This window comes from Paenibacillus sp. NMA1017, from assembly GCF_058895805.1.
Window position 1 is genome coordinate 594,565 of sequence record NZ_JBZXYR010000002.1, and the last position, 15,485, is coordinate 610,049.

The 15,485-nt window shown below is 48.5% G+C and carries 13 protein-coding genes; all 13 read right to left on the minus strand.

Translation table 11 applies throughout. The annotated features are described in order from the left end of the window. Positions 1-48: 48 nt before the first annotated feature. Positions 49-789 (minus strand): RNA polymerase sporulation sigma factor SigE, encoded by a 741-nt coding sequence (gene sigE / locus AC5ELV_RS07935; RefSeq protein ID WP_013311082.1) that lies wholly within the window; start codon positions 787-789, stop codon positions 49-51. Between the two features lie 106 nt (positions 790-895). Then, the gene (gene spoIIGA / locus AC5ELV_RS07940; protein ID WP_493429773.1) at positions 896-1,882 is read right to left on the minus strand and encodes a sigma-E processing peptidase SpoIIGA; all 987 of its coding nucleotides are present in this window, start codon (positions 1,880-1,882) and stop codon (positions 896-898) included. Between the two features lie 189 nt (positions 1,883-2,071). Then, the gene (gene ftsZ / locus AC5ELV_RS07945; protein WP_484668753.1) at positions 2,072-3,196 is read right to left on the minus strand and encodes a cell division protein FtsZ; all 1,125 of its coding nucleotides are present in this window, start codon (positions 3,194-3,196) and stop codon (positions 2,072-2,074) included. Between the two features lie 67 nt (positions 3,197-3,263). Next, positions 3,264-4,535, minus strand: coding sequence for a cell division protein FtsA (gene ftsA, locus AC5ELV_RS07950; RefSeq protein ID WP_493429774.1), 1,272 nt, complete (start codon positions 4,533-4,535; stop codon positions 3,264-3,266). Between the two features lie 199 nt (positions 4,536-4,734). Then, positions 4,735-5,499, minus strand: a complete 765-nt coding sequence (locus tag AC5ELV_RS07955) for a cell division protein FtsQ/DivIB (RefSeq protein ID WP_069010282.1) — start codon at positions 5,497-5,499, stop codon at positions 4,735-4,737. 56 nt (positions 5,500-5,555) lie between these two features. Next, positions 5,556-6,839 (minus strand): UDP-N-acetylglucosamine 1-carboxyvinyltransferase, encoded by a 1,284-nt coding sequence (gene murA, locus AC5ELV_RS07960; protein WP_493429775.1) that lies wholly within the window; start codon positions 6,837-6,839, stop codon positions 5,556-5,558. Between the two features lie 16 nt (positions 6,840-6,855). Next, positions 6,856-7,761, minus strand: a complete 906-nt coding sequence (gene murB, locus AC5ELV_RS07965) for a UDP-N-acetylmuramate dehydrogenase (RefSeq protein ID WP_029517752.1) — start codon at positions 7,759-7,761, stop codon at positions 6,856-6,858. A 146-nt stretch (positions 7,762-7,907) separates the two neighbouring features. After that, positions 7,908-9,017 carry an undecaprenyldiphospho-muramoylpentapeptide beta-N-acetylglucosaminyltransferase gene (murG, locus tag AC5ELV_RS07970; RefSeq protein WP_493429776.1) on the minus strand — a complete coding sequence of 370 codons (1,110 nt, stop codon included), beginning with the start codon at positions 9,015-9,017 and terminating at the stop codon, positions 7,908-7,910. Between the two features lie 6 nt (positions 9,018-9,023). After that, positions 9,024-10,121: a stage V sporulation protein E gene (spoVE, locus tag AC5ELV_RS07975; protein ID WP_061828513.1), complete on the minus strand. Its 1,098-nt coding sequence runs from the start codon at positions 10,119-10,121 to the stop codon at positions 9,024-9,026. Between the two features lie 49 nt (positions 10,122-10,170). Then, positions 10,171-11,592, minus strand: a complete 1,422-nt coding sequence (gene murD, locus AC5ELV_RS07980) for a UDP-N-acetylmuramoyl-L-alanine--D-glutamate ligase (protein WP_493429777.1) — start codon at positions 11,590-11,592, stop codon at positions 10,171-10,173. Between the two features lie 4 nt (positions 11,593-11,596). Further along, positions 11,597-12,565: a phospho-N-acetylmuramoyl-pentapeptide-transferase gene (gene mraY, locus AC5ELV_RS07985; protein WP_493429778.1), complete on the minus strand. Its 969-nt coding sequence runs from the start codon at positions 12,563-12,565 to the stop codon at positions 11,597-11,599. A 22-nt stretch (positions 12,566-12,587) separates the two neighbouring features. After that, the gene (locus AC5ELV_RS07990; RefSeq protein WP_493429870.1) at positions 12,588-13,991 is read right to left on the minus strand and encodes a UDP-N-acetylmuramoyl-tripeptide--D-alanyl-D-alanine ligase; all 1,404 of its coding nucleotides are present in this window, start codon (positions 13,989-13,991) and stop codon (positions 12,588-12,590) included. After that, entirely contained in the window at positions 13,991-15,478 is a 1,488-nt protein-coding gene (locus AC5ELV_RS07995) for a UDP-N-acetylmuramoyl-L-alanyl-D-glutamate--2,6-diaminopimelate ligase (RefSeq protein WP_493429779.1), read from the minus strand. The genes AC5ELV_RS07990 and AC5ELV_RS07995 overlap by 1 nt, the downstream gene beginning before the upstream one ends. Positions 15,479-15,485: the final 7 nt, after the last annotated feature.

Sequence of the window (15,485 nt, forward strand, 5' to 3'; positions counted from 1 at the left end):
GGCATTTTTTTATTCGCCGTTTCCATCGCTTCCGGATATACCCATGCATTATACCATTTTATTAAATTCTTTTCGTAAGCGCTTTATAATTCGCTTTTCCAGACGCGAAATATACGATTGCGAGATACCCAACAGGTCAGCAACATCCTTCTGTGTCTTCTCTTCTCCGTCTTGTAAGCCGAAGCGCAGCTCCATAATCAAACGCTCTCGATCCGTCAACTTATCCAAAGCCTTATGCAGTAATTTACGGTCCACCTGCTCCTCAATATTACGGTAAATGGTATCATTTTCCGTCCCCATCACATCGGAAAGCAACAATTCATTACCGTCCCAATCAATATTCAGAGGCTCATCAAAAGAAACTTCCGTTCTCGTTTTACTATTGCGACGTAAGTACATCAAAATCTCATTCTCAATGCATCGAGACGCATATGTGGCAAGTTTGATTTTCTTCTCTGGATCAAAAGTGTTAACCGCTTTGATTAATCCAATAGCCCCGATGGATACGAGATCTTCAATGTTGATTCCCGTATTCTCAAATTTACGGGCAATATATACGACTAACCGCAAATTTCTTTCGATTAGCATCGACCGTACTGCTGCATCTCCAGAAGAAAGTTTTCCCAGCAAATATTCTTCTTCGTCTCTCGTCAGCGGTGGGGGGAGCGCCTCGCTGCCGCCAATATAATAAATTTCTTCACTTTTCAGCCCAAATAAAAATAAAATACGATAATATTGCAATTGCAACGCTAACCTAATTTTCATCTTCAATTTCATCTGTTCCCGCATATCATTCTCCCCCTTTTGAAAATAGTGCAAATCCAGCTGTGCTCCGTCCATTTCACCATTGGATGTTTCTCGTCGCCTTCAAACATCATTTTGTGTTTATGCTCCGTCATCCTGATTCTGTAAAATGCTCACTAAAATGTGCATCTCGTTTCTGGTTGGTATCAGCACTGCCCTCTTCTTGTGCCGTCACATCCGGGTGGATGATGGCGCGATACTTACCCTCTGCCGACAATGTCCCCCCGTCCAAGCCAATCAACACTCGATGATGTACAAAATGAACCCCATTCATCACCACCTCTACCCGGTCTGGTTTAAGGGCCAGCATAAAGGAATGATTGCGGTTAATTCCACGATAGGGAACGAGACGGACACGATCCTGCCAGCTAAACGATTCATCCCCCAGTTCCATCACCAGTTGGTCAACATTACCCTCAGAACATTTTTGGAGCCACGAGGCGGGCAAATACGATTCCCACAAAGCCGCCTCCATGACCATTACCGGGGTTCGGGTCAAAGGATCATAGAGCTGGTTACCTGTATCCAACAAGCCTGTACACTCAATATGATCCTGCCCAATCCACACCTGCACTTGTCCCAGAAACCCACTCATCCTTTCTGTGCGCTGCTTTGAGGACTGCACAATACGAAAGAAAAGCATCACTCCGCCAAATGCGCATAAAATAAACCAGAATGCGATTTTTAGTTCAAAGGACATTCCTCCCGAAGCGGTGTACCAGATACCATTAAATAATTCCCCCGTATTTTGGAGAAAATAATGCATCCCCAAAATGCCACCTGCAGCTACAAAATTGATCATGTAAAAAGCACCCATTGTACGAAGATACTTTTGCATGCTGCCAAATCCAAAAGCCACCAGCAGCATTATGACCGATAATGCCAGTTTGATCAGGAACGTAAATAAAAAAGACAGTTCCGGTACAAACATCATGACCACGTACATTGCGCCGATTCCAGCTGAAGCCATCAATCTCCACCACACTGGACGGATTTTTCTCATCCAGGCGGTGACCATCAGCAGCACAGCATCAATGAACAAATTGGCCAAAAAAATCAAGTCGATATAAACAACCAAGGCTTCACCCGCCCAGCGTTTGCAGGATAGGCTTAAGTATAGTAGTCATGCTGTTCAAAGTCTGTCTAACGGTGGGGACGGTGACCGACTAATTTTGTCGGAAAGAGGAGAAGCGCCTGAACTGCAGGAGACAGAAAACAGAAAGAAGCCCGCATCTCTCAGGGAGAATGCGGGCAGTCTGAATTGAAACTAGTTATCGTTATTATTATTACGCGAACGGTTACGTAAGAATGTAGGAATGTCTAATTGGTCACTGCTTTGAGTGTTACCAAATGGACGCAAGTTAGGAGAGCCTTTTTCCGCCGATTCGGAAGTAGCCGGGTTGGCTGCCGGTTTACGTCCCGGTGTCGGTTGACTTGGCTTGCCTTCAAAGCCAGTGGCAATGACGGTAACCTTGATCTCTTCTTTCAACTCTTCGTCAATGATAGCACCGAAAATCATGTTTACTTCCGGATCGGAAGCCGATGTTACGATTTCAGCTGCCTCATTAACCTCATACAGAGACAGGTTGTTGCCGCCAGTGATGTTCATAATCACACCACGAGCACCTTCAATGGATGTCTCCAACAACGGGCTCATGATCGCCTTGCGTGCTGCTTCAGCCGCACGATTTTCACCAGTTGCTTCGCCAATCCCCATCAAAGCGGAGCCACGCTCCGTCATGATCGTCTTAACGTCAGCAAAGTCAAGGTTGATTAGACCCGGTACAGCAATCAAATCTGAGATACCTTGTACCGCCTGACGCAAAACATTGTCCGCTTCACGGAATGCTTCCAACATTGGGGTTTTCTTGTCCACAATTTCAAGCAAGCGGTCATTCGGGATTACAATCAAGGTGTCTACTTTTTCTTTTAATCCCTCAATACCAAGTTCGGCTTGATTGGAGCGCTTACGCCCTTCAAACGTGAATGGTCGGGTTACCACGCCTACAGTCAGCGCGCCACATTCCTTGGCAATTTCAGCAATGACAGGAGCCGCCCCGGTTCCAGTACCGCCACCCATTCCCGCCGTTACGAATACCATATCCGCACCTTTGAGCGTATTCATAATGAGCTCACGCGACTCTTCAGCCGCTTTCTTACCCACATCCGGGTTAGCGCCGGCACCCAGACCGCGGGTCAGCTTATCGCCAATTTGAAGCTTATGCTCAGACTTCGCTAAATGAAGTGCCTGGGCATCTGTATTGACTGTAATGAACTCCACACCCTGAACACCATTTTCGATCATTCGGTTAACCGCATTGCTGCCGCCGCCTCCGACGCCGATCACTTTAATTTGAGCCAAGCTCTCCATTTCAAAATCAAATTCCAACATACTATTCCATCTCCCCCTCAATGTGCATGGATGGCCCGTCCATGATTGGCATAATTAGCAATGAACGTTATATAAATTCACTGAACATATTTTTTAAGCGTTCAATCAACCCCTGCTTTTGCTCGCCTTCCGCAGCGGGACTACTGTTTTTGGTTCGGTTAGTCGGCTTCTTGGTACTTCCGCCACTGTTGCTAACGCTAGTCGATCTTCCGCGATAGTAACGAATAGCATTATGCAAGATTCCAACTCCGCTCGTGTAGCCCGGATCCCTTACACCGATAAAATCAGGTACGGCGATCCTTACGGAAGCGGCCAGTTCGCTTTGTGCCACCTGAAGTACACCAGGCATGGAGACGGTGCCCCCGGTAAGTATATAACCTCCCGGAAGCTCTGTGTAACCTAAGCGCTTAACTTCCGCCTGAATGAGTTGAAAAATTTCCTGCACTCTCGGCTCAATAATAGCAGCCAAATCCTGCTGGTTGAACTCCTTATCCACATTACTGCCGATACGAGTCACTTTAAAGACGACATCGGCTGCCGCATCATCATACCATGCGCAGCCGTATTTAAGCTTTACTTTTTCGGCTTGATCGGTAAGGGTTCTCAGTCCGTAGGCAATATCATTGGTTACAAATTCTCCACCAATCGGAAGTGTTGATGTGGCAACAATCGTTCCTTCCTGGAAAATGGCAACATTCGTTGAACCTGCGCCAATATCCACTAGCACCGAACCCATCACCTTTTCATCCTTCGAAAGAGACAATTGTCCGGCTCCAAGAGGCAGCAAGACCAGATCTTTAATCCTCAAGCCCGCTTTCTCAACGCAGCGCAACAGATTATGTATCGGGGTCTTGCCTCCAGTAACAATCGTAGCCTCTACTTCGAGACGAACTCCGATCATACCGCGAGGGTCCTGAATGCCTTCTAGGCCATCCACGACATACTGTTTGGCTACCACGTCAATAATTTCTCTCTCCGGTGGTACGGCAATAACTTCAGCTGCCTTCAGTACACGCTCAATGTCCTCCTCACCGATTTCACGGTCCTCGTTGGACACGGCTACTACGCCATGACTATTTTGCAGGCCAATATGATTGCCTGAAATCCCCACATACACTTCTGTTATTTGAATACCAACCATGCGTTCTGCGTGATCCACGGCGTTACGGATTGATTGCACGGTTTGATCAATGTCTACAATTGCACCTTTGCGAATCCCTTCCGAGTCGGCAGATCCAACTCCAATAATATTAAAGGTTCCATTATTCATTTCCCCAATAATAGCCCGAACTTTGGATGTACCGATGTCCAAACTAACAATGATGTCATTGTTGCTCAAGTCTGTGGCACCTCCTGACTCCAAAATGAATTTCGTTCTTTAAACACACTCTGTACATATTCAACAAACTCCATGCTTTCCCTCTTTTTTCTACAAATTTTTTAGAAGCCAATTTATGGTTGCAGTCACATAAAAATTTGAAGAAAAAAGAAGGAGGCAAGTCTATTACCCATAAAATCAATTCTAGCATTTTTTCACATCACTGAGTAGTATCTTTTTCTTGGCTCTCTTCACTCGTATCTGGTTTGAACGGAACGTAGGAATCCGCCTCCAACATTGTGATCAAACCTGGATCTTCTGTTTCTAGCACCTGATTCAAATAGCTGATTTTAGAATTCAGTAGAGAAACGGTTGTAATAACCTCAAACTGGGAACGTGTGTACATTTTGATGCGGTCCGGAAAAGAAGGAATTGGCGCAGGAATGATTTCCGAAATATCGGCAGTCCATTCCCCCGGAATGCGTGATAAAGCATCACACAGCTTCGCTTTGTACGGATCATCAGATTTCCATTTGGTCAAAATAGGCTTCTCAACGGCTATTCCGCTACTCCCCACGCCCACGCTTGTCCCATTCGCTAGAATAGCACGAAGGCTCCCGTCACTCTGCAACTCGTAAGCGACCGTAGCAAACTCTTTAATGTGAATAGCAATAATACCCGGAAACTGCTTGTCCACTGTGACTTGCTGTATCGATTGAATTTCCCGCAGTTTCTCAGAAATGTCGGATGAACTGACTCCGAAATACTGATCTCCAACAGCCAGACCGCTTCGATTAAGAAGCTGATCTCGGGTCGAAAATACATTACCATCAAAACGAATTTCAGAAACCCGACTCAACGAAGAACGGAAAAAGAGAACAGCGAGCAGTACGATAAACAACAAAATGAGAAGAATGGCAATCTTCCGGCTTGTTCTTTTTTTCGTTCTGTTCTTTTTAAGAACAGGTATTTGAGCATTTGGCATAGCTTCTCTCCACAAAAGCCTTTTGTCCCCCCGTTAACGGAGGGACATTACAGGCATTAATTTACGAAATCCAGTTGCTCCGGCACCGGAGACTGACGGCTCATTCGGGCACCCAGTCCCTGGAAAAGACGTTCGATCCGGTCATACCCTCTGTCAATATGATGAACCTGCTCGACAATGGTACGTCCTTGAGCCGCTAGACCCGCTATGACCAGCGCAGCCCCTGCCCGCAGATCGGTAGCCTCTACCGTAGCCCCGTACAGACGAGAAACTCCTCTTATAAAAGCAGCATTTGCATCAACCGTAATATCAGCACCCATTACATTTAGTTCATCCACATGTTTGAATCGGCTCTCGAAGACGGTCTCTTTCATGACACTGAATCCGTCCGCCAAAGATAGCAGAACCATGACCTGAGATTGCAAATCCGTCGGAAAAGACGGGTAAGGTGAGGTAACGATCCTCTCCACTGCTTTGGGCCGACTCATACAACTTACGGTCATTATATCATTCAAGATGCCGATTTGAACACCAGCCCGCCTGAGGACGTGAATCAGAGCAGACAAGTGGGATGGATTGCAGTGGGTCAGCGACACACTTCCTCGCGTTGCTGCAGCTGCGATCATAACCGTTCCAGCTACTATGCGGTCAGGAATGACCTCATACGTACACGGATTTAGACGACTAACGCCCGTGATTGTAATCGTGTCAGTTCCAGCACCGATAATGCGGGCTCCCATGGCATTCAAGAAGTTTTGTAGATCCTGAATCTCCGGTTCCCTCGCTGCATTGGTGATCGTTGTTCGTCCTTCAGCCAACGCAGCGGCCATCATAATATTTTCCGTTGCACCTACACTCGGGAAATCCATGTGGATGTCCGAGCCGATTAGCTTTTGGGCTCGAAACGTAATTTGCTCGTCTTTTTCCTCTATCTCTGCGCCAAGAGCTTTTAAGCCCTCTAGGTGAAGATCAATTTTGCGCTCGCCTATGGCGCAGCCTCCGGGCTGGTAAATGGAAACTTCTCCATATCTGGCGAGCAGCGGTCCCATCAGAAAGATAGATGAGCGCATTTGCTTCATCAAATCTTCCGGAATTTGGAACGTTCGGACGGACGACGTATCCACGTATACCGTTTCCTCTTCATGTCGGCATGTACAGCCGAGTCTTTCAAGGATGTGCAGCATGACCTTAATGTCTAAAAGATGGGGCACATTCCGAATTTCTACCTTACCTTGTGCTAGTAAGCTCGCTGCAAGAATAGGTAGTGCCGCATTTTTTGCCCCATGGATACGTATGGTGCCTGACAGGGGACGGCCTCCCTCAATCACCAATTTGTCCAATGTATCACCTCCGAGTTTACCGCTCACCCACTACGAAAACCTCCGGAACTAGCTTGATGCCGGTTTGAGATGATATTGTACTTTGAATATGCTTCATTAGGGTAAGCACGTCCTCTGCTGTCGCTTGACCGGTATTTACAATGAAATTGGCATGCTGTACAGATACCTCTGCGCCTCCCGCCTTCAAGCCCTTGAGACCTGCGCTTTCAATAAGACGAGCAGCATAGTCTCCTGGAGGATTACGGAACACGCTTCCTGCACAAGCTAACTGTAGCGGCTGGGTCAGCCGGCGACGGTCTTTAAAAGCCGCAAGTGCTGCTGAAATCTCTTCGCGGTCGCCCCGCTTCATCCGAAACACTGCCTCTGTCACCATTCCACGTTGCTCATGCAACACGGAGTGACGATAGCTGAAATGCATATTCTCGGCATCGTACACAGCCAATTCCCCTGTATCCAGCACAATCTCAGCGGACTGGAATATTTGTGACACATCAGACCCATGGGCACCGGCGTTCATGTAGACAGCCCCACCGACCGATCCTGGGATACCACCAGCAAATTCAAGGCCGGACAGGCCCTGCTTGCTGGCCATAACGCACAGTTTGACCAGTGAAACGCCTCCTCCAGCAACGATCTGTTCATCTTCAAAATGAACATAATCAAATCCTGGCCCCAGCTTGATCACAAGTCCCCGTATCCCTTTGTCAGAGACGAGCATGTTGGAGCCCCGCCCCAACTGCATCCAGGGAATTCCGTGCTCGCTAGCCAGCTTCAAAACTCTTGCCAGCTGCTCTTTGGTATCCGGGATGACAAGTGCATCCGCAGGGCCTCCAATCTTCCATGTCGTATATTTGGACAGCGGCTCATGCTCCAGCACTTTTCCGATATCATGCTCCGCTAATAATGGCATCCATTGCTGCATTGTACTGAAACCTCCTTGTTGCTTGCCCCGCATGGTTGTAAGGCTCTCACCTGACAACCGGCAGCCTGAGTGATGGTCACAATCTATAGGGTATCCTATGTAAATACCATCCGGTGTGTGACAACCGCCCAATTCTGCGCTGCAGACTACCTTTTATGGGCAAGACGTTCCATTTCTTTTACTAAAATATCCGCTGAATCAGGCTTGCCAAGCGCAGACGCCGACTCCGCCATGCGACTCCGCCATGCCTTATCCTTCATAATTCCTGCTATGGATTGAAACAGGACCGGGCCACTCAGTTCCTTTTCTACAATCATGACGGATGCTCCTGCCTTTTCAAGCGTACGAGCATTAGCCTCCTGATGGTTATTCGTCACATTAGGTGATGGGATCAGAATGGACGGAATGCCGAGCGATGTGATCTCTGCCAAGAAGGACGCACCTGCGCGATTAACAATTAAAGAAGTACAGGCCAGCACCTCTGGCATATTGTGAATATAGGGAAGCACATGTAGATGATTGGGCAATGAGCCGATCTGATTCCGTATGCTATCCAGCGTTTGCTCATAATAAGATTCACCGGTTACATATACAAAATGGACGTCTTTCAGTTGCGAAAGTTGCGGAGCCATTGCAATCATGGCGTCATTAATAGCCTTCGCTCCCCTGCTGCCACCGACCACAAGGACGACCGAGCTGTTCATCGGAACCCCAATAGTAGCAAATCCCCGATCCCGGTTAGCCAAACGAACTGTTGTAGCACGCGGGTTCCCGGTGTACAGTACATTTTTAGCTTTGGGGAAAGCTCCTTCTGAGCCTTCAAAGCTAACAGCTACTGTATCCACATAGCGACTCAGAAATGTATTAGTCAACCCTGGAATTGCATTTTGCTCATGAATAATGCTGGGAATTCCCAACTTGGAAGCTGCATAAACGACGGGGCCGCATACATATCCCCCAGTGCCAATAACGACATCTGGCTTAAATTTTTTTAATAATGCTTTGGATCTGCGAACCCCTTTGAGGAAGCGCATGATCGTTTTTATATTTTCCACAGACAAGCTGCGGCGAAATCCTGTGATATCAATAGCCTCAAATGGAATTTTTTCCTGAGGAACCAACTTACTTTCGAGCCCTCTTTGACCGCCAATATATAAAAATTCAGCGTCCGGATCAATCTCTTCGCACTGTCTGGCTACGGCCAGCGCCGGATAAATATGTCCTCCGGTGCCGCCGCCGCTCAACACGACGCGCATAAACGTTCACCTCGCATAACGTGATAAATTTAGTAAAATGCCCAGAGCCGTTAGCATTAAGGTCAGAGAAGAACCTCCATAGCTGATTAAGGGCAGTGTTATTCCTGTCACCGGCATTAAACCGATAACGACACCAATATTAATGACGACCTGTACGGCGACCATTGCGACAATACCCACCGCAAGCAAACTACCATAGGTATCCGGAATGGTTATAGCGACACGCATTCCTCTCCACACGAGAACCAAAAAGAGCCCCAGCACCGTCATTCCACCGATAAAGCCAAGCTCCTCCGCCAAAATGGAAAAAATAAAATCAGTCTGCGGCTCAGGAACGTAGCTATATTTTTGTCGACTCATGCCGAGTCCCAAGCCCGCCAGCCCACCAGGACCAATCGCATACAGCGATTGAATAATTTGATAACCTGCGCCAAGCGGATCGGACCAAGGGTCCAGAAAAGCGGTGATGCGCTGGAGTCGATAAGGCGCAGCTGCAATCAGTGCAGCAAACCCTGCTGCTCCCGACAAAGCCAACAGACCAAGATGCTTCATACGCGCGCCTGCCGTAAATACGATGAGCATGGACGCTCCCATCATTACCGTGCCTGTGCCCAAATCGGGCTGGAGCATAATAAGCCCAAAAGCCAGTCCCATGAGTCCAAGCGGCGGCAACAGGCCGCGCGTAAAAGAGCTAATATCATAATCAGGACGACTGAGCCAACGAGCGAGAAAAAGAATCATACCCAGCTTCATAAACTCGGAAGGCTGAATGCCGAAAGAGCTAATACCGAGCCAGCTTCGTGCCCCGCCTCTTACTACACCAATGCCGGGAATTAATACGGCAACCAGCAGCGCTAGACAGATCAACAACACGACCTTGGCATATTTCTGCCAGATCCGATAGTCCGTTCTGGCAGTAAAGTACATCGCTACAAGGCCGAGCCCTGCAAACAGCAATTGCCGCTTTACAAAATAGTAGGAGTCCCCGTACTCGTGAAAAGCGAGGACGGCGCCCGCACTGTATACCATAACCATGCCGATGGCTAATAAGCTTACAATACAGACGAAAAGCCATAGATCCGGCGCTGGACGAGATTGCTTCATCAGGAGGCCACCCCTTGCATAAAAGTAGGGGCTTATCCAACCCCCCTACTTACAATTTATGCGCCGCCTCTTTAAAAATACGTCCACGCTCTTCATAGGATCGGAACATATCCCAGCTTGCACAGGCGGGTGAGAGTAATACCACATCTCCCGACTCAGCAAATTCAGCAGCCTTGTTCACAGCCTCCACGAGCGTAGCGGCGGCATCCTCCCCATTATCGACGACCTTGACATGCTCTATTCCGGCCTGCTGGGCCCGAGTAGCCAGCTTATGCCGTGTCTCACCCAAGAGCACAACGGCTTTCACACCTTCCTGCAAGGAAGGTACGAGCTCTGTATAATCAGAGCCGCGATCCAATCCTCCGGCAATGAGTACAATAGGCTGCTTAAAGGAGGATAAGGCCATCATTGTTGCTTTCGAATTGGTTGCTTTGGAATTATTGTAATAAGCTACACCAGCGTGTTCTAAAACATATTCAAGCCGATGTTCTACGCCGCGAAAAGTACTTAATGGTTCCGCCAAATTTGCTGGTTCTGCGCCTGCAGCAATGGCGATTGAGCAAGCAGCAAGAGCATTTTCTACGTTAAAACGACCCGGAAGTCCAATCTCAGCTACGCCTATAATGGGATGCAGCACACCATTTCCATCGCGGTATACGATGCTACGTTCAATATCGTCCGTCACATCCGGTATGTATGGCGGGTCAGCGAACAACCCTTCCTGCAAACGTTCTGTCATAGAGAACGGAAGCAGCTTCGCTTTTATATAGGGTACGAGCTCCCGGCAGACGGGGTCATCCCAGTTCACCACCGCAGTGTCCGCCGCCGTTTGATTGGCAAATAGACGCGCCTTGGATGCAACGTAGTCCTCCATGCCTCCGTGGTAGTCCAAATGGGTCTCAGCTACATTGAGCAGACAGGCCACAGCGGGCTTGAAATCCTTTGTTCCTTTTAACTGAAAGCTGCTCAGCTCCACAACCATCCACTCGTCCGACTTGGCGTCCACAGCCGCCTCACATAAGGGCGTACCGATATTACCAGCCACGATTGGATTCATGCCGGATGCCTCCAACAGCTTGCCTACCCAAGTGGTCGTGGTCGTCTTTCCGTTGGAGCCAGTAATTCCGATAATCGGAGCTTTACATAGATGGTAGGCGACCTCAACCTCGGTCACGACCTCAATGCCGAGCTCGACAGCTTTCTGTACGGGAGGTGCCGTATAAGGAATCCCTGGATTTTTGACAACCAGCTTTACTCCAGGATGAATTAGCCCCTCAGGGTGACCCCCGCATAAAACGGAAATTCCCAAAGCCTCTAATTCAGAAGCTTCGGGACATTGTTCCCTATCTTTTTTATCATTGACTGTCAGCTTGGCTCCGGCCTGGTGCAGCACCTTGGCAACTTGCACGCCGCTTTTGGCCAGACCGATAATGACGACTTCCTGATCTCTGTATGCGTCTGGATGGTTCATTTGTCTACAACCCCTTGTTGAGATAAAGTCCGAGTCCTGCCAACAGCAGTCCCACAGCCCAGAATGTAATAACTACGCGCCATTCGGACCAGCCGGACAGCTCGAAATGATGATGAATCGGGCTCATTTTGAAAATACGCTTGCCACGTGTTTTAAAGGAAGCTACTTGCAAGACCACGGACAGCATTTCAATTACGAATACACCACCGATAATGAGGAACAAAATTTCACTTTTCGTAACGATGGCAATGGCACCTATGGCGCCGCCGATTCCCAGCGAGCCTGTGTCACCCATAAACACCTTGGCAGGATGAGCATTATATACGAGAAATCCGAGTACAGCGCCAATCATAGCCGCTGAGCATACTGCAGCCGGAAGCGAGGTTGCCTGAATCGCGACAATGGCATAAGCAGCAAAGGCAATGGCACTTGTACCAGACAGTAGCCCGTCCAGCCCATCCGTGAAATTGACAGCATTGCTAATCGCCAGCATCATGATAATGATGAACGGATAATAAAACCAGCCGCCCCAATCAAATGACCATGACGTTCCAGGGATGCCGATCGCAGTACTATGATCATTGCTAAACAAAAGCCAGCACATAATCGCGCCAAACAATAACTGCCCAAACAGCTTTTGACGCGCTGTCAGACCTAACGAGCGTTTGAATACAATTTTGATATAGTCGTCCAAAAAGCCGATCAGCCCAAAACCGAGCGTAGCAACCAGCAGAACGTAAAAGTCCGTATTTTTGATAGCTGAAAACTTAAGAAAGGTCAGCGTAAAAGCCACCAGAATCACGATACCGCCCATTGTAGGCGTACCTATCTTTTTAAGATGGCTTTGTGGCCCGTCATCCCGGACCTGCTGGCCGAATTTCATTCGCCGCAGCAGCGGAATGAGCAGTGGAGCGGCAATGACCGCCAGTATAAACGATACGACGATCGTCAGCAGTAATAATTGAATATCCATGGGAGTCTCCCTCTCGTCAACATCAGTTCTGTAGCGGACCGTTTTTCAGCGCATCCACAATTTCTTCTAGTCGCATCCCTCTGGATGCCTTAACCAGCACAATATCATTGGGGTGGAGATGAACCTGCAAATGCTGGATCAGCTCTTGCTTATCTGTATAAGCGTGCACGTTAGCAGTTGGCATCAACCCTTGCGCACCCTGCGCAATCGAAGTGCCTAACGCACCGTAGGTAAACAGTACCTCTACGTCGTGCTTTGCCGCGAAAATTCCAATTTCCTCATGGAATTGCTTTTCCTCAGGTCCCAGCTCCAGCATGTCACCAAGCACGGCGACTTTACGTCCGTCCGTTTTATACGCAGACAACGTCTGAATTGCAGCCTTCATTGAAGCCGGGCTGGCATTATAAGCGTCGTTTAGCACGGTAAGTCCATTAGGACAGCTCACGACCTCAATGCGCATGCCCGTCAGTTTTAAAGACGACAACCCTTTACGTATTTGGTCTGCATCGACATTGAAATGACGCGCTACCGCCAGTGCTGCCAAACCATTTACAACATTGTGCTGTCCAAGCAAGGGAAGCCGGAAAGCCTCTTTGCCAGATTGGGCTGTTATGAATAAGCTGCCTTCTCCATCCGAAGTGATTTCAGTTGGATAGTCATCGTTGCCTGTAGCTAGCCCGAACGTAAACAATTTTAAACCTTCAGGCTTGATCGTTTCAGACTCCGCCAACACTTGTGAAAGCAGTGGTTCATCCCCGTTGTAGATCAGCAAACCACCCGGCTTAAGGCCACTTGTGATTTCCAACTTTGCACGAGCGATTTCCGCACGAGAACCAAGCTGCAGTAAGTGCGATTCGCCTATGTTCGTTATGATAGCTACATCTGGTTGGGCAATATTAGCCAGCAGGCGAATCTCTCCACGTCCACTCATGCCCATCTCCAGAATGAGAATATCTGTATCCTGCGGCATGGACAGTACCGTTAAAGGCAAACCGATATGATTGTTATAATTCCCTTCGGTTTTGTGTACTTTAAAAGTCGTGCCCAGCAAAGCGTTTACGATGTCTTTCGTCGTTGTCTTGCCGTTGCTTCCCGTGATCCCAACGACAGAAACGCCGGTTTCGCGTAAATATGCAGCTGCTAGATGCTGAAGGGCTTCTAACGTATCCTCTACCTCAATAGCGTTCTCAGCCGGAGGTGCTCCATGATCCTTTTGCCATAAAAATGCAGCTGCACCTGCCTCGCTTACGATCTGCTGCACATAATTATGCCCATCAAACCGTTCGCCCACGAGTGGAACAAACAACCCTTGGCTCTGCGACCTGCGAGAATCTGTAAAAACGCCTTCGACCATCTGTTCGGCGTCCGCTTCTCCGTGAAGTCTTCCTCCACACATAGATGCAATCTGACCGATTGTTCTTTTCATCACTTGGATAAACCCCTTATCGCTTCTTTGGCTACGATGCGGTCATCGAATTCATGCACCGTTTTTCCGATCAACTGGTAAGTCTCATGACCTTTTCCCGCAATCAATACTACATCGTCAGGGCTTGCCATTTCAACAGCTTTATGAATTGCAGTTCTGCGATCCACGACCAATTCGTATCGTTCTGCGGGTACACCTTCGTCAATCAGCCCTTGTTCGATGTCTTTCAAAATCACTTTCGGGTCCTCTGTTCGCGGATTGTCGGAAGTAATAAACGAATGATCGCTGTAACGCGCAGCAATTTTCCCCATCAACGGACGTTTCGTACGATCCCGGTCACCGCCGCATCCAAATACACACCATACTTTACCGACCGCAAATTCCTTTACGGTGCGAAGGACATTTTCCAATCCATCTGGTGTATGGGCATAATCTACAATAACAGCAAAGGGCTGACCCGCATCTACAGGCTCTACCCGCCCATCTACACCTGCGATAGACTCTAGACTCTGCTTGATATCCGCCAGCGAGATTCCTTCCAGCAAAGCAGCTGTAATGGCCGCCAGTGCGTTGTACACATTGAACTTGCCCACCATTCGAAGCTCAATATCGGTATCTCCTTTAAAAGTAGACACATGGAAGGAGGTTCCCTTGGAACCTATAGTGATACGAGATGCCTGCACATCAGACTCCTTTTCCACGCCGTATGTAATCACTTGGGCCGCAGTTTGAGCCTGCAAATAGGAAGAAGCCGGATCGTCTGCATTCAGAACAGCATATTTGCTATCTGATGCATCCCGCGTAAAAGCATTTCCCAATCTAGAGAACAAAAGTCCTTTTGCAGCACGGTACTCCTCCATTGTGTTGTGGTAGTCCAGGTGGTCCTGCGTCAGGTTTGTAAATATAGCGGTGCGAAAATCAGTTCCTTTGACGCGGCCCTGCTCCAACGCATGTGAAGATACTTCCATGACACAGCATTGAACCCCCTGCTCTGCCATATTTCCGAGATAACGTTGCAGTTCCACCGCTTCAGGCGTAGTGCCAGACATTGGGTAAGACTGACCTCCGTAACGCATTTGAATCGTACCAATCAGTCCGGTGTTCACCCCGGCATCCTTCATGATCTTTTCAATCAGATAAGTTATCGTTGTTTTACCGTTGGTTCCGGTTATGCCGATCATGCGCATGCGTCGGCTCGGTGAATCAAACATATAATCCGCCAAAACCGCCATGGCATGTCGTGCATCCTTAACTACAAGCTGCGGAACAGGTACATCCAGTTCCCGTTCAACGACCAAAGCTGCCGCCCCGGACGCAATTGCCTGCTCAGCATAGTCATGTCCGTCCACTGTAAAACCTGGCAAACACAGAAATAAATCTCCCTGTTGCACTCGACGTGAATCCGCCCCGATTCCTCGGCAATCCACTGTACCGTCACCCACCACACGGGAGACGGCCAGCAGTGAAGCCAATTGTTGAAGCTGCATCTTTCAT